This window comes from Brucella sp. HL-2 (assembly GCF_025846885.2).
Taxonomy (GTDB): Bacteria; Pseudomonadota; Alphaproteobacteria; order Rhizobiales; family Rhizobiaceae; genus Brucella; species Brucella quorumnocens.
Genome location: NZ_JAOYTK010000026.1, coordinates 1 through 15,268 on the forward strand (window position 1 = coordinate 1; position 15,268 = coordinate 15,268).

The window sequence follows — 15,268 nt, forward strand, 5'->3', positions numbered from 1 at the left end:
CTGCCCATTGCCGATCATCAAGCCAGAATTCTCCTGCCATGCTCCAAAACTCCCGTTATCAGGAGAGTGAATCATGAAGAAGTAATTTGATCAAATGTTTAATTGGGTTTGGAGCCTAGTGTACGTCACCTCGAGATGACAAACTCAGCCAGCGTCGGCGTTGAACCCGGTGGCTTCGATGCCAGCAATCGCTGCGAGTTCATCATTGTCCGACGTGTCACCTGAAATGCCGACGGCGCCGATGATTTCATTTGATTCATCTTTAATCACGACGCCGCCCGGAACAGGGACGATTTTCCCACCAGATACGCCTGAGAGACCTTCCAGAAAATGCGGACGATCCTTGGCCTGATTGTGGAGCCAGCGTGAGCCGGTGCCAACAGCCAAAGCGCCAAATGCTTTACCAGAGGCGATCTCAAAGCGAAGAATTGAAGTTCCATCCTGTCGCTGAAAGGCCTTGAGATGGCCACCAGCGTCGAAGACTGAAACAACAATTGGCTTCAGTTGCAGTTCTGTGGCCTTGGCAAAAGCACCGGCAATGATCGCGTTCGCTTTTTCCAGCGTTAGTTGGGACATGGTTTTCTCCTTTGTTTGCATGGTGCTAATCTAACGGTTGTTGAGCAATGCGCATGGTCAAAAATGCATGCCTATCGAAGAAACTGATTATCATTTTGAGCGAAGGTGTCTTCTCGCAACCCTTGCGTCAGTTCTTGCAAAAGGGCTCATTTTGGGTTTTCTCTGTCAGTGATTTTTCAAGGAGGAAAGAATGACAGCCACAAATAATCCGAAGGCCATCGTTATTGCCAGCGCTGCCCGTACAGCGGTGGGGGCTTTCAACGGTGCCTTTGCCAACGTGCCAGCGCATGAGCTGGGTGCTGCTGTTATCGCGGCAGCTCTTGAACGCGCAGGCGTTGATGCGGTCGATGTGGACGAGGTCATTCTTGGTCAGGTGTTAACGGCAGGTGAGGGGCAGAACCCGGCCCGTCAGGCGGCAATGGCTGCTGGTTGTCCGCAAGAAACGACGGCTTTCTCGATCAACCAACTCTGCGGTTCTGGTTTGCGCTCTGTGGCGCTTGGTATGCAGCAAATTCTGTCAGGCGACGCAAAAATAATCGTGGCGGGTGGACAGGAGTCCATGTCAATGGCGCCACATTGCGCACATCTGCGCGGTGGCGTGAAAATGGGCGACTTCAAAATGGTCGACACCATGATGAAAGACGGCTTGGTCGACGCCTTTCACGGTTATCCCATGGGGATTACAGCGGAGAATATTGCCAAACAGTGGCAGTTGAGCCGCGAGGAACAGGATGCGTTTGCGCTTGCCTCCCAACATAACGCCGAGGCCGCACAGAAGGCCGGCCGCTTCGATGATGAAATCGTTCCTTTTACTGTGAAGAGCCGCAAGGGCGAGACGATCGTTTCCGCCGACGAATATATCCGTGCTGGCACGACCATTGAAGCACTTGCCAAGCTGAAGCCTGCTTTCGACAAGGAAGGCACGGTCACAGCGGGCAATGCCTCCGGCATAAATGACGGTGCTGCTGCCGTGGTTCTGATGGATGTGGACGAAGCTGTAAAACGCGGTGTCGAACCGCTTGCGCATATTGTTTCCTGGGCGACTGCGGGTGTCGATCCATCAATCATGGGGACGGGCCCAATTCCTGCGACAAGGAAAGCACTCGAAAAGGCAGGCTGGACTGTTTCTGATCTGGAGCTGGTTGAAGCCAATGAGGCTTTTGCAGCGCAATCCTGCGCTGTCGTGCGCGATCTCGGTCTTGATCCAGCAATTGTCAACGTCAATGGCGGCGCTATCGCTATTGGCCATCCGATTGGCGCCTCGGGTGCGCGTGTGCTGACAACGCTTCTCTATGAAATGAAACGGCGCAATGTGAAGCGCGGTCTGGCAACGCTATGCATCGGCGGCGGCATGGGTGTCGCCCTGTGTGTCGAGCGGTAATAAATGGGTAAAAGTTAACGCCGACATCGTTTGCATCAAAAATGGAGCGGCAAAGCTGGGCCGCTCTATGGGATTTGCGCCCGGTCGCTACCATATATGGTGAGAACAAAAGAGGAAAATCTGCAGATCAGCGATTCGTCGCCGATTCGTTCCGGCTTTGGCCTGAAGGTTAATGAAAATGGGTTCTCATGGGATGTGGGCGTTAACTAACTGTCAGGAAAGATTGATACTTTATAAACGATTGGGTTTCGCGCTTCTCTTGTACGAAAGCGTCAAAAGCAAAGGTTAACGTGCCTATCGTTTTGTTCTTGCTTAAGCGCGAATCTTAACGCGAGTGATTCATCATATGGTGGGTCCGGGTTTCTTCACCACCATTTGTGGCCGTGAACAAAAGGCGAAGAGCGCAGAAACAGCGATTCGTCGCCGATTCGTTCTGGAGTCGTTCTAGTTCTTAAGAGAGGCATTTGTTAAGATATGGAAACGCATATAATCAACGTCCCAATCTGTGTTCTCACTCCTATGGCCATTTGAAAGCCGTTTTGTTCTTTTCAGGGTGCGTTTGAGAACAGTTCCAGTTAAAACAGCGAAGGTTTTGCAGGGCGATAAAGGCCCTAAAACACTGAATGAAACTTAACAGGAGCGCTTTAAGCTCAAGTCATATAGTGCTATCGCATGGCATTTGTTCCGGGAATTCTATTATTGGCATGAACCATCTCCCTGCCCACGATCTGCCGCTAAGCTTGAGCGGCCGCGGTGTTACTGCGGTGCTGGGGCCAACAAATACCGGCAAGACACATCTCGCTATTGAGCGGATGTTGTCGCATGGCAGTGGCATGATAGGCCTTCCGCTGCGCTTGCTTGCGCGCGAGGTTTACAATCGTGTTGTCGAGAAGGTCGGAGCTGCTAATGTCTCGCTGATAACAGGCGAGGAAAAAATCACACCTCCCGGTTCGCGTTATTCAGTTTGCACCGTTGAAGCCATGCCACGTCGGACAGATATGCCTTTTGTGGCTATCGATGAAGTGCAGCTCGCGGGTGATCTGGAACGTGGTCACATCTTTACCGACCGTATTCTGCATCTGCGTGGGCGACAGGAAACCTTGTTGCTTGGTGCAGGCACCATGCGCGGCATTCTTGAAAAGCTTTTGCGCGGCATCACCGTGGTGACACGTCCGCGTCTGTCGCATCTTTCCTATGCGGGCGCCAAGAAAATCATTCGTCTGCCGAATCGCTCGGCTATCGTGGCGTTCTCAGCCGACGAAGTTTATGCGATTGCAGAACTGATCCGACGTCAGCGTGGTGGTGCTGCCGTGGTGATGGGTGCGCTCAGTCCACGCACCCGCAATGCGCAGGTTGAGCTTTATCAGTCGGGCGATGTCGATTTTCTGGTTGCGACCGATGCGATCGGCATGGGACTTAACCTTGATGTTGATCATGTGGCATTTGCACAGAACCGTAAGTTTGATGGCTACCAGTTCCGCGATCTGACGCCCGCCGAGGTTGGTCAGGTCGCAGGTCGCGCTGGGCGTCATTTGCGTGACGGTACTTTTGGCGTGACAGGGCAGGTGCAGCCGCTTGACGATGAGCTTGTGGAGCGGGTCGAAGCGCATGCGTTTGATCCGGTAAAAGTGCTGCAGTGGCGGACGGGGAGGTTCGACTTTTCGTCGCTCAGTGATTTGCGTTATTCTCTGGAAACACCGACGCCCATCGAAGGGCTCACCAAAGCATTGCCTGCGGTTGATCAACAAGCGCTTGAAAATTTGTCGAAAGACGAAGACATTGTGCGGCTTGCAACGACGCCTGCGCGGATCGAACTTTTGTGGGATACCTGTGCGCTCCCCGATTATCGTAAGATCGCGCCGGCTCAACATGCCGATATCATTGCAACCATTTATCAGGATCTGGTCCGCCGAGGGAGCGTTGATGAAGATTATATGAGCGAACAGGTGCGCCGCGCAGACAGTACAGAGGGGGAAATTGACACTCTGTCGCATCGCGTGGCGCAAATCCGTACCTGGACTTTTGTGTCGCACAGGCCGGGATGGCTTGCCGATCCGACACACTGGCAGGAAAAGACGCGCGAAATTGAGGACAGACTGTCCGATGCGCTGCATGAAAGGTTGACGAAACGCTTTGTAGACCGCAGGACAAGCGTGCTTATGAGGCGCCTGAGAGAGAATGCCATGCTAGAAGCAGAAATCAGCCCGGCCGGTGACGTAATTGTCGAGGGCCACAATGTTGGGCAACTAGAAGGATTCCGGTTCACTGCCGACGTTCAGGCTGAAGGGCCGGACGCGAAGGCTGTGAAGACGGCTGCACAAAAGGCGCTTGCCGCCGAGTTCGAACGTCGTGCGGAGCGGTTTGCTGCGGCACCCAATGGCGATTTTGCGCTTGGGTCGGATGGCGTGATGCGCTGGGTTGGTGCAACCGTAGCAACGCTCGTCGCTGGCGACGATGTGTTGAAGCCGCGCGCAATCATTCTGGCCGACGAACAACTCACCGGATCAGCACGCGACAAGGTTGCTGCCCGTATTGAACGTTTTGTCGTGCACCATATCGAAACCGTATTGAAGCCACTGACTGATCTCAGTGCTGCTGACGCTTTGACCGGTATGACACGCGGCCTGGCTTTCCAGATCGTCGAAGGTCTTGGTATTCTTCAGCGCCGCGAAGTGACTGAGGAAGTACGGGGTCTGGATCAGGATTCGCGAGCAGCACTTCGACGTCTCGGCGTACGGTTTGGTGCCTACCACGTTTTCATGCCAATGCTGCTGAAGCCCGCTCCGGCTGGCCTTATCACACTGCTCTGGGCTCTGAAGAATGATGGTCGTGAACGCGCTGGTTATGGCGATGTGGTCAATGTACTGGCCGCCGGTCGTACATCGGTCGTCGTTGATCCGGCTTTTGATCCGATGTTCTATCGTCTGGCCGGTTATCGCGTGCTTGGTCGTCGTGCCGTGCGTATCGATATTCTGGAGCGTCTTGCTGACCTCATTCGTCCGGCACTTGCCTGGCGTCCAGGTTCGGGTGCGCGTCCGGAAGGTGCCTATGACGGTGGCCGTTTCATCGTGACCCCTGCCATGATGTCCATTCTGGGCGCGACCGGCGAGGACATGGAAGAAATCCTCAAGAGCCTGGGCTATCGTCATGAAGCCATGGATGCAGCCGATGTAACGGCAAAGCTTGCCGAGCTCGATGCATTCGCTGCCGAAGCCACTGTCAAGGACACGGTCTTCAAGGCTGCCATACCTGTTGCAGTTTCAGTTGCAAGTGAAGGCGAAAAGCCTGCCGTCCCGGCAGCTGAGCCTGTGCCTGCACCAGTGGAAGCCGCTGTTGCTGAGACTGCTGCAGAAGCCCAGCCTGCTGCAGAAGCCAGGCCTGTTGCAGAAACAACTGAATCTCCGGCTGAAGAGCCGAAGCCTGTTCTTCTGTGGCGTCAGGGCCGCTTTGAAGGTCGCAACCGCAATCAGGATCAAAACCGTCAGCGCCACAATCGCCCACAGCATGGTGGTCAAGGTGCCGAGGCTCGCAAGTCCGAAAGTGGTTCAGAAGGCGGCGAAACGCAGAACACGCGTGACAATCGTGGCGGCAAGCGGTTTGACAAGAACCGTCGCAATCATGATGGTGCCGGTCAGAATCAAGGACAGAATCAGGGCCAAAACCAGAGTCAGGGCAAGCGCGAAGGCTTTAAGGGCAAGCCGCGTGATGGCGATCGTAACCGTCAGCCAAAGCGCGACAATGCAGGCCAGCAGGGCAATAAGCGTTTCGAGCAGGAACGTCCTGTAAGAGTCGATCCCGATTCGCCTTTTGCAAAGCTTCTTGCTCTTAAGGAGCAACTGAAGAAGTAAGATGGCGACCGAAGCGATTGCAAGGCAGCGTATCGACAAGTGGCTGTTCTTTGCGCGCGTGGTCAAATCAAGATCGCTGGCGGCGAAACTCGCCGTCGGCGGCAAAGTTCGTGTTAATCGCGACAAGATCGAGCAGGCCTCGCATCAGGTAAAAGTCGGTGATGTTTTAACCATCACCCTTGAGCGGCGCATTGTGGTCTACAAGATATTGTCTGGCGGAGAGCGGCGTGGTCCAGCTCCAGAAGCGCAGCTTCTTTACGAAGATCTGACGCCACAGCCCACTCAACAATCTGAAACCGATGAAGCTATGCAGCCCCGACGCGAAAGCGGTACAGGCCGTCCGACCAAGAAAGAACGGCGCGACACAGACCGGTTGCGCGGTGGTTGATGCGGACGCGTTGCCGCAGTATTACGCTGCAGCGTGACGAAAATTGCGCATTAAAGCGTTAAATTAAAAGCTCTTTCCGTGATTGATGCCATAAATGGAACGTCGTTTCAGATGTTCGTGACATATTGATATTGCGGCGTTTCGGCCCTTGTCATAGGACAATAAAGTCGCTACCTCACCGTTGGCGATTGCAAAGGCATGAGCTGGCAAGCAAGCCACACGCCGTACACCATATGCGTGACACATATGTCGTGACCGGAGCGAACCATTCAGATGTCCGATCTGAGGGTTCAAACAGCCAGTTCAGGATAGATAAGCCGTTCCTTCAAATAGAAGGTTGGCAACAGGAGTTGGACAATGACTTATGTCGTGACCGATAATTGCATTCGTTGCAAATATACGGACTGCGTCGAGGTTTGTCCTGTCGACTGTTTCTATGAGGGCGAGAACATGCTCGTCATTAATCCAGACGAATGCATTGATTGCGGCGTCTGTGAGCCTGAATGCCCAGCGGAAGCCATCAGCCCGGATACCGAGCCGGGTCTCGACAAATGGCTTGAGCTGAACGCGGAATATGCGGCCAAGTGGCCAAACCTGACCGCCAAGAAGGACGAGCTCCCGGAAGCCAAGGAAATGGATGGCGTAACGGGTAAGCTTGAGCAGTTCTTCTCGGCAGAACCAGGCTCGGGCGACTAAAAATCGCATTGCGGGCGCGTTTTGTCTGCACGGTTGCGCGAATACAGCCTATTTTAAGGGCGTCTAAAGTTGCCGAAAGTAAGATATTTGGCAATTTGTTGATTCTTGCGCAAAATTGTGTTAAGTTGCACAGATAATTTCGGTGACTGGACGTCAACTCGTGGCGCAAACGCATTAATCTCTGAAAGGGCTATATTTTTTTACTGGGCTGTATGGCACCGGAACGGATTTTTGCGATTTCGCGTCCGTCCCTAACCAACCTTCCCGGTAGATAAATCTGTGTCCGAGACGCGCTTCCAGTTCAAACCGCAACGACTTCCGTAGCTCTCCCAAGAGGTGCGGTCGAAATCATGTGTAAACCGGCGAGTTGCGCCGGGCACAACAGGGAGTATTGAAGCGTATGTCATCCCAGCAGAAGAAGACTCCGGCTCGTCAGGGTTTCAAGACCGGTGAATCGATTGTATATCCAGCTCACGGCGTTGGCCAGATCGTCGCGATCGAAGAGCAGGAAGTAGCCGGTCATAAGCTTGAGCTTTTTGTTATCGACTTTGAAAAAGACAAAATGCGCCTCAAGGTGCCAGTCGCTAAGGCTGTAACCATTGGTATGCGCAAGCTGTCGGAGACCGATTATGTCGAGCGCGCATTGAAGGTCGTTCAAGGCCGTGCGCGCGTGAAGCGTACCATGTGGTCGCGCCGTGCGCAGGAATATGATGCAAAGATCAATTCCGGCGACCTCATCATGATTTCTGAAGTCGTTCGCGATCTGCATCGCGCTGAAAACCAGCCTGAGCAGTCTTATTCCGAGCGTCAGCTTTATGAAGCAGCCCTCGACCGTATGGCGCGCGAAATCGCTGCCGTGAACAAGCTTTCCGACACGGAAGCTGTTCGTCTTATCGAAGCAAATCTCGCCAAGGGCCCGAAACGCACCAAGGCTGATGCTGATGCGGAAGGTGATGCTGACGGCGATGAAGTCGAAGCAGCGTAATAAACGCTCGCATTGTTCTCTAAAAAGCCCGGTTCTGCCGGGCTTTTTATTTATCTGATTTAGAACAGACCAAGTTGTTTGCTTCTAAGATACCTATTTTTCAATGGGGTCTTATCTAAAGCCGCTTCGGACTTTTGGCTCAAGTGCTCTATTTTCCTGCAATGTCAAAGATTTATAGTGCGTAAATGGAACCGGAAGGTTCTTGCCGCGTTGTTAAGCAGCACCAGTTCGTAAACGGGTTTGTTTTGCGGCGTATCAGTCTGGCCTCAGAGCAGGTCTGTAAAAGGCATTTTGAACGAATACGTGACGTTCATTCAATTGTTCTTCGCAGAGCTGGAATATCTTTTGTCTTGCGCTTCCAATTTTTTTGAAAGCCTCGCAGTCAGAACAGGAGAACCAGATGAAGACGTCATCCACGAGCAGTTCCTCCACCGTTCCAGCAGTGCGTTTGCCAATGGCGGCGCGCAACATGCCACCAGCTGCCGCCTCTTCTCCCCAGTCAATGATCCGCAACGCAATGTCCGCTCCTTATCTGGAGCGCGAAGAAGAACGCGCGCTGGCCATTCGCTGGAAAGAAAACAAAGATCAGGAAGCACTTCATCGTATCACCGCGTCGCATATGCGATTGGTGATTTCCATGGCCGGGCGCTTCCGTAAGTTCAAGTTGCCAATGAGCGATCTCATTCAGGAAGGGTATGTGGGTTTGCTCGAAGCGGCTGCGCGCTTTGACCCTGAACGAGATGTGCGCTTTTCGACTTATGCGTCGTGGTGGATACGCGCTTCGATGCAGGATTACATTCTGCGCAACTGGTCTATTGTCCGCGGCGGCACAAGTTCTGCGCAAAAGTCGCTATTTTTTAATCTTCGTCGTCTGCGCTCCAAGCTTGCTCAGGAAGATGAGACGATGAGCAAGGCGGAAATCTATAGCCAGATTTCCACTCAGCTTGGTGTTTCTGCAAGCGATGTCGAATTCATGGATAGCAGGCTCTCTGGGTCAGACAGTTCGCTCTCGGCTTCGGTGAACAGCGATGAATCCGGTGGATCCAGCCGCATGGATTTTCTTGTCGATGATCATCCATTGCAGGATGAGGTAGTGGAAAGCACCATCGACATGGAGCGCCGGGTAAGCTGGCTTCACACAGCCCTTCATGCGCTGAACGAGCGTGAGTTGCACATTATCCGGGAGCGTCGGCTTGATGATGACGGTGTGACATTGGAAGCCTTGGGCGAAAAGCTCGGCATTTCGAAAGAGCGTGTCAGGCAAATTGAGAGCCGGGCTATGGAAAAGCTCAAGCTTGCCCTATTGGATCAGCACGAAATGGCCGCCTATCAGGCTTAAAGTTTTTCCTGGAGCGCATCCTACGCAAAACTACTTCGGACTTTTTGGCGATGTTCTAATTGCCTTTAAGCCGGGGCGACCAGTCTTCTACCTTGCGATTTTCGAGACGGCGGACAGCATAACGCTTCCAGCCGTCTGCAAGGTGTGGGATCTGAGCCATCTCAGCAAGCTGATCATAGTTGAGCATATCGACGTAAAGCAGATGCCAGATCCGTTGCAGCGTCCATTCTGGTGATAGCCGCTCGACGAGCAGCATCGCATCGTTCTCAGCAATGACCCCTTCTTCAAGAACACGATAATACCAGCCGGTGCGTCCGGTTTTTTGAACCCGCACGGCCATATCCGGTACATCAAAACGTGCATTGAGTTTCCAGCAAGGCTGTCGGCCTTGCGACACTTCCACCAGCGCTGTACCAATGCGAAAGCGATCACCGACTGCAACATTGTGCTCGGTCAGTCCGGTCGTGGAAATATTCTCGCCAAAAGCGCCAGATGCATCAAGACGAGGATTGTCACCTACATCCTTACGCCAATCGGCATAATGATCGTGTGGATAGTGATGGACGGCCTTTTCTGGGCCGCCATGCACTTTTCTGTCGCCTTGCTCATCGCATTCAAGACCGTCACGAAGAAGCCTTACGCGGCCAGAAACGGGCTTCTTATCAATGCCGCTCGGTGCCTGTCGTTCTCCCAATGGAGCGATCTTTCCGGCAAGCAATGCACTGATACAGATTTCCACTTCTGGGGCATCCTTATTCGCTAATGAGCTTTACCCGATCACCAACCGACACAGTCGCGCCAGCAGACATCGCATTGAGCAAACGGAACAATTCAAGCTTGCGGGTTGTGCCTTGCATGCGTGCGGAAAGGCTCGCCATCGTATCGCCCGGCTTCACAGTAACGACGCGGATGCGCAAAGGCTTGATCGCCTCCTGTTCGGCTGGTGACAGCAAGCGGAAGGATTGCGTGACGGTTTGCGATGCGGGAAGCAAGGTATTGCTGCCCTTCGGCGCTGCGGTGAGGAAGCGATAAACCTTATTGTTTGCGCCAATTACCACAATGTCGAACTGCCAGCGGTCGGCGCTTGCGCGCGCGGTTGCGGCAGGCAGGCCATTGATGGTGATCGGACGGATCGAGCTTTCGTCAAGACCTGTTACCCAGCCCGATTTGATATAATCGGTGAGGCTTGAACCTGAAGGCAAAGATGCGCCGTCAAAACGGATCGCCACTTCACCCGGACCGCTTGCCATAACGGCATTGGCCGAATTGTCGATCGTGAAGCCTTCTGGCGCGGTGAAGGTCACGCCCAGTTTTGGATGAATGAAGGTCTGCTCCCGAACATAGCCTTCATTGGGCGAGTCGCCATAAAGCAGGCCATCAATCCCGTTGAGGAAGGAATCGCGGTCTGTCGTGCCAACTCCGGGCGCACCAATACGGCGTGCATGTCCGAGCGCAAGCTGAATGCGCTGCGGGGTGGCAGGGTGGCTTGCGAGGAAATCTAGGCTTGCATCCGTTGCGCCAGAAACCGATCGGAAGTCCGTATAGGCTTCCATCGACTGCAGGAAGCGCGCGGATGCAAAGGGATCGTAGCCCGCTTCACCGATCATCTTGATGCCAATGGCGTCGGCCTGCAGTTCCTGATTGCGTGAGAATTGCGCTAGGCGCAGTTTGCCGCGAATGGTAGCTTCCCGGCTTGCGCTCTCATTATGCAGGACTTCCGTCGCGACACGTCCGGCAATTGCCGTTTCGGCTTCCTTCTCCTGACGAAGGATACCGTGATTAGCAACAACATGGCCCATTTCGTGGGCGATAACAGCTGCGACTTCCGAGGAATCATTGGCAAGCGCCAGCAAGCCGCGCGTTACATAAAGAAAGCCGCCGGGCAGTGCGAAGGCATTGATATTAGGACTATCAAGAATAGTGATGCGATAGGTCTGATCCGGCTTGTCGGAAACTGTCGTCAGATTGCCAACGATCTTGGCAACCATGCGCTCAAGCCTCTGATCCTTGTATTCGCCGCCATAGGTGGCAAGGATGCGTGGGTGCTGCTGCGCGCCGATCTGTGCCAGACGGTCGTTGCGGGTGACGTTTTCAACTGTTACCGGATTTGAGGATGGCTGAAGGCCAAGATCCTTGCTTGAATTGATCGACTGACAGCCTGAAATCAAAGCAAGAGCAAGCAAGCCAAGACCGATGGCTGGTTTCCGCCAATTGCGCTGCATCCGTTCTGGCAGAGAGACTGGAAGACACAGGGAGGCCCGGGCACGGGTCTGTTGACGGATCAGTATTTTACCCTCGCAATTGAATCAGCGTCGATATCTTGGCGCAAATCTAGCTACAGACTGAATATCCTACAAGAAGCAGATCAGCGTTCTAAGCCGTTCTTCAAGCTGATTGCGAACAAAATATGTCCACAACCGTAACATTAGGAGTGTTTCCTGCTGCGTGTGAATCGCAGGGGCACTCTAAATTTTTGCCTGTTCACCGATATAGCGTTTCAATGCTTCCGGTCCAGATGGTGATAGCAACTCGCGTGCGGGCCCCTGAGCGGAAATCTGTCCGCCGTCGAGAAACAGCAACAATGCATCGAGATAGATGGCATCTTCAGGAGTATGGGTGACCATCAACACGGTCATGGCGTTTTCCTGTTGCAGTTCACGCACAAGATCAAGCATCTGATGACGCAACGCCGGTCCCAACGAAGCGAAAGCCTCATCAAGCAAAAGCACGGGTCGCTCGCGCACCAGTGCACGCGCTATCGCCACGCGCTGACGTTCGCCACCGGAAAGCGCTTCAGGTTTACGCGGTTCTTTCCCTCGAAGGCCGACGCGGGCAAGAGCGTTAGCAACGGTTTCGCGGTCCATTTGACTGAGTTTTAGATCGGGCGAACGCCCAAGTCCGACATTCTGTTCGACCGTCAGATGGGCGAAGAGATTGTTTTCCTGAAACACCATCGAGACAGGTCGAGATGCTGGCGGCAGGCGGGTGACGTCTGTCGTGCCGATCAGAATTTTCCCAGACTGTGGTGTTTCGAACCCGGCAATGAGATTGAGAAAAGTGGATTTACCCGAGCCACTTGGGCCGACAATCGCTGCGATGACACCGCCCGGCACTGTCGCATCGAAATTCATAGTGGTTTCGCCATAGCTGAAACGCACATCCTGAAAGCAGATATCAGCCAGATTGGCTTTAGGCGGCTGGGCATTCATGGACGGGACGTTTCCTTTCGGGCTGCGGCGCGGTCTGCAATAAACATCAGACCAAGACACAGCAGGCCGAGGATAAGCGCAAGGCCTGCTGCGTCGAATGTGCGATAGCTGCCCATACGCTGAAACAGAAGATAGGGCAGAGTTAGCAATGCGTCGCTGCCGAACAGGGCGATAGTGCCGAGATCGCCGAGAGACAGTGCCATGGCAAAGGCAAAAGCCATTCCGAATGGTCTGCGGATGGACGGCCAATCGATAAGTCTCAACCGGTTAAGGCCTGTGATTCCAAGCTGTGCGCAAAGTCGGTTATGGCGCGCCGCCGATGTGTCCCATGCGGGCCTGAGTAGCCGTACTGCGAATGGCATTGCCATGGCGGCGTTGACCGTTACGACCATGAAGGGGGCCATAACGAATGGGTCGGTGAAATGGCGTAGCAGAATGAACCAGCCTGCACCCAAAACGATGGGCGGCATCACCAATATGAGGCTGGCGCCAGTGTCGAAGAGATTGGCAAGACGTATGCTGCGTGTCGCCTCACGCGCGATTACCAGTGAGAGCGAGAGAATGACGGAAAGAAGGGCGGCAGAAAAACCAAGTGCGATGCTGGTAGAGATAGCGCGCCATACGGTCCATTCGCTTAACAAGCGTATGAGATCGGCCGCGAGGCCTGAAATGACAACGCCTGAAACGGGCAGCGCCACATAAAGAAAGCCGATAGCGATGGCGAAAATATTGAAAACCCGTTCTCGCTTGGATGGGGTGCCATAGCGTCTGGCTGTCGCCGCTAGGGTGAAACCCTCTTCTGACGGCCGTCCAGTCAGGCGCAATCCCAGCAAGATCGCCAGTGTGAGCGCGAGTTGTGCCAGGGTGAGGGCTACGGCTCGTGCCGGATCAAAGTCGAAATGCAGGCTTTGGTAGATGGCGACTTCAAGCGTTGTTGCGCGAGGGCCGCCGCCAAGCGTCAGCACAGTGGTAAAACTGGTGACACAGAGCATAAATATGAGGCCGATCATGCCTGGCAGGTTGCGGCGAATGACCGGCCATTCGATGAAACGGAAGCGCGGTGTGCTGCGCATACCAAGCTGCGAGGAAAGTTTCGAGTAATCAGCGGGGATCGTTTCATAAGCGGCAAGAATGAGCCTGACCGCCAGCGGCATATTGAAAAACACATGCGCAATCAGAATGCCGGTGATGCCGTAAACATCGGGAGAAACCGGGTAGCCTGCCGATTGCGAAAGCTGCGCGATAAATCCATTGCGCCCATAAATGCTGGTGATACCGAGCACAGTCACAAGGGCTGGCAGCGCCAACGGCAGCGCGAACAGACGCAGAATCAGACCACGTCCCGGAAAGCTTGTTTCCGAATACAGCGCGCGCGCCACAGGAATTGCAAACAGCACTGATAGAAGGCTCGATGCTGCCGCCTGCAGAACGGTGAAACGGGCAACCCTGAGTAGGTAGCTGTCGAAATAGACATCCGTGTTAAAACCACTGGCCTCCATCGCCAGAGCAAGGAGAGATCCGCCGACCAGAACCGCCAGAAAGCCAAGCGCTAATATGCCTGCAAGTGGTTTCATTGCAGGCGTTTGTCTTGCGCGGCTGATGGTCAGCGGGTTGTTCATTTGCTGGAGGCTTTAAGCCATTCGTCGACCCAAGCCTTGCGGTTCTTTGCAACCTCATCAGCAGGGATCAGAAGTGTCTTTTCAGGCTTTGGCAACTTGTCGAAAGCGTCAGGAAGAGGAGTGGAAGTTTTACCAGCCGGGAACATCCAGTTGGTTTCCGGGATTACATCCTGAAAGCCGGGGCCGGTCATGAAGGCAAGAAATTTCTGTGCCAGCGGGTTCTTGGCACCAGTGGTTGTCTGTGCCGCCAGCTCGATCTGCAGGTAGTTGCCTTCTGGATAGGCCAGCGCCTTATAGCGTTCGGTGTTTTCCGCGACCATGTGATAGGCAGGCGATGTCGTATAGGAGAGCACCATTGGTGCTTCGCCCTTGGTGAAAAGACCATAGGCTTCCGACCAGCCCGGCGTCACCGTCAGGATGCGCTTTTGCAGCTTTTCCCAAGCTTCATCGGCCTGATCGCCATAGACTGATTTGATCCACAGTAGAATGCCAAGGCCGGGTGTTGAAGTCCGCGGGTCCTGAATGACGATTTTCTGCGACGGATCACCGTCGACCAGTTCCTTCAGGCTTTGCGGTGGGTTGGGCAGTTTCTCGGAATCATAGACGATAGCGAAGTAGCCATAGTCATAAGGTACGAAAACATCGTCCTTGAAGTCACCCGGCACTTTGACATTGGACAGATCAATACCGCTTGGCGCGAAATAGCCCGTGGCACGTGCTTCTGATGTGAGGTTCGTGTCTAGACCAAGCACGATGTCGGCTTTTGTGTTGCCGCCTTCCAGCTTCAGGCGATTGAGAAGGGCGACGCCATCAGCCGATGCGATCCATTCCAGTTCGCAATCGCATTCCTTCTCGAAGTTTTCCTTAACCTTGGGGCCGGGACCCCATTCGGAAACGAAACTGTCATAGGTATAGATTGTGAGCTTGTCTTTTGCCTGAGCAGCCGGTGCAAAGGCAAAAGCTGCAGAGAGCGATAAGGTCAGCAGAGATAAAAGCCGCATAACGGCAGGTCCTTTCTTTTACTTAAAGGATTGAGCGCCGTTATCGATAAATCGGGCAGCATCTAATCCCTCCGCCGGTATAAGCCGGATCAGGTTCAGCGGGTTAGCCGGAGTACGGCTTCTCAGCTATTCAATGGTTGAATGGCACCCCGTTAGAGCAGGGCCGACAATAGAGCCTTGCAAAGAGAAGGGCAAGGGATGCTTCCGCATCAACATGCAGGCTTCC

General features: G+C 53.9%; 12 protein-coding genes and 1 riboswitch. Of the genes, 6 read left to right on the top strand and 6 right to left on the bottom strand.

Translation table 11 applies throughout. From position 1 onward, the window contains the following. Nucleotides 1-144: 144 nt before the first annotated feature. Nucleotides 145-576 carry a GlcG/HbpS family heme-binding protein gene (locus OIV19_RS19345; protein WP_095447377.1) on the bottom strand — a complete coding sequence of 144 codons (432 nt, stop codon included), beginning with the start codon at nucleotides 574-576 and terminating at the stop codon, nucleotides 145-147. Between the two features lie 190 nt (nucleotides 577-766). On the opposite strand from OIV19_RS19345, the gene OIV19_RS19350 reads away from it, so the two are divergent. The 6 genes from OIV19_RS19350 (at nucleotide 767) to OIV19_RS19375 (ending at nucleotide 9,213) form a co-directional block, all read left to right on the top strand. Further along, a complete protein-coding gene (locus OIV19_RS19350; RefSeq protein ID WP_264233011.1) occupies nucleotides 767-1,957 on the top strand; it encodes an acetyl-CoA C-acetyltransferase in 1,191 nt (396 codons plus the stop codon). 704 nt (nucleotides 1,958-2,661) lie between these two features. Then, nucleotides 2,662-5,805 carry a helicase-related protein gene (locus tag OIV19_RS19355; protein WP_264233014.1) on the top strand — a complete coding sequence of 1,048 codons (3,144 nt, stop codon included), beginning with the start codon at nucleotides 2,662-2,664 and terminating at the stop codon, nucleotides 5,803-5,805. Nucleotide 5,806: 1 nt separating this feature from the next. Next, nucleotides 5,807-6,193, top strand: coding sequence for an RNA-binding S4 domain-containing protein (locus tag OIV19_RS19360; protein ID WP_095447374.1), 387 nt, complete (start codon nucleotides 5,807-5,809; stop codon nucleotides 6,191-6,193). A 357-nt stretch (nucleotides 6,194-6,550) separates the two neighbouring features. Continuing rightward, nucleotides 6,551-6,889 carry a ferredoxin FdxA gene (gene fdxA / locus OIV19_RS19365; protein WP_007876747.1) on the top strand — a complete coding sequence of 113 codons (339 nt, stop codon included), beginning with the start codon at nucleotides 6,551-6,553 and terminating at the stop codon, nucleotides 6,887-6,889. 400 nt (nucleotides 6,890-7,289) lie between these two features. Beyond that, entirely contained in the window at nucleotides 7,290-7,874 is a 585-nt protein-coding gene (locus OIV19_RS19370; protein ID WP_264233017.1) for a CarD family transcriptional regulator, read from the top strand. 400 nt (nucleotides 7,875-8,274) lie between these two features. After that, a complete protein-coding gene (locus OIV19_RS19375) occupies nucleotides 8,275-9,213 on the top strand; it encodes an RNA polymerase factor sigma-32 (protein ID WP_264233019.1) in 939 nt (312 codons plus the stop codon). A gap of 55 nt (nucleotides 9,214-9,268) precedes the next feature. Here OIV19_RS19375 and OIV19_RS19380 read toward each other — a convergent pair whose 3' ends face one another. From OIV19_RS19380 to thiB, 5 genes are all read right to left on the bottom strand, one after another. Continuing rightward, complete coding sequence (locus OIV19_RS19380) at nucleotides 9,269-9,952, bottom strand: MOSC domain-containing protein (RefSeq protein WP_264233021.1); 684 nt, start codon at nucleotides 9,950-9,952, stop codon at nucleotides 9,269-9,271. Between the two features lie 13 nt (nucleotides 9,953-9,965). After that, a complete protein-coding gene (gene cdlP / locus OIV19_RS19385; protein WP_095447370.1) occupies nucleotides 9,966-11,435 on the bottom strand; it encodes a cell division protease CdlP in 1,470 nt (489 codons plus the stop codon). A gap of 243 nt (nucleotides 11,436-11,678) precedes the next feature. Then, nucleotides 11,679-12,422: a thiamine ABC transporter ATP-binding protein gene (thiQ, locus tag OIV19_RS19390; protein WP_264233024.1), complete on the bottom strand. Its 744-nt coding sequence runs from the start codon at nucleotides 12,420-12,422 to the stop codon at nucleotides 11,679-11,681. Further along, the gene (thiP, locus tag OIV19_RS19395; protein WP_264233204.1) at nucleotides 12,419-14,029 is read right to left on the bottom strand and encodes a thiamine/thiamine pyrophosphate ABC transporter permease ThiP; all 1,611 of its coding nucleotides are present in this window, start codon (nucleotides 14,027-14,029) and stop codon (nucleotides 12,419-12,421) included. Before thiP ends, thiQ begins: the two co-directional genes overlap by 4 nt. Nucleotides 14,030-14,037: 8 nt before the next feature. After that, complete coding sequence (thiB, locus tag OIV19_RS19400) at nucleotides 14,038-15,042, bottom strand: thiamine ABC transporter substrate binding subunit (protein ID WP_264233026.1); 1,005 nt, start codon at nucleotides 15,040-15,042, stop codon at nucleotides 14,038-14,040. Nucleotides 15,043-15,091: 49 nt separating this feature from the next. Beyond that, nucleotides 15,092-15,204: riboswitch (TPP riboswitch) on the bottom strand. Nucleotides 15,205-15,268 lie beyond the last annotated feature (64 nt).

Coding starts and splice junctions, on each gene's coding strand:
- OIV19_RS19345 (WP_095447377.1), bottom strand. CDS start 576: ATGTCCCAACTAACGCTGGAAAAAGCGAACGCGATCATTGCCGGTGCT.
- OIV19_RS19350 (WP_264233011.1), top strand. CDS start 767: ATGACAGCCACAAATAATCCGAAGGCCATCGTTATTGCCAGCGCTGCC.
- OIV19_RS19355 (WP_264233014.1), top strand. CDS start 2,662: ATGAACCATCTCCCTGCCCACGATCTGCCGCTAAGCTTGAGCGGCCGC.
- OIV19_RS19360 (WP_095447374.1), top strand. CDS start 5,807: ATGGCGACCGAAGCGATTGCAAGGCAGCGTATCGACAAGTGGCTGTTC.
- fdxA (WP_007876747.1), top strand. CDS start 6,551: ATGACTTATGTCGTGACCGATAATTGCATTCGTTGCAAATATACGGAC.
- OIV19_RS19370 (WP_264233017.1), top strand. CDS start 7,290: ATGTCATCCCAGCAGAAGAAGACTCCGGCTCGTCAGGGTTTCAAGACC.
- OIV19_RS19375 (WP_264233019.1), top strand. CDS start 8,275: ATGAAGACGTCATCCACGAGCAGTTCCTCCACCGTTCCAGCAGTGCGT.
- cdlP (WP_095447370.1), bottom strand. CDS start 11,435: ATGCAGCGCAATTGGCGGAAACCAGCCATCGGTCTTGGCTTGCTTGCT.
- thiQ (WP_264233024.1), bottom strand. CDS start 12,422: ATGAATGCCCAGCCGCCTAAAGCCAATCTGGCTGATATCTGCTTTCAG.
- thiB (WP_264233026.1), bottom strand. CDS start 15,042: ATGCGGCTTTTATCTCTGCTGACCTTATCGCTCTCTGCAGCTTTTGCC.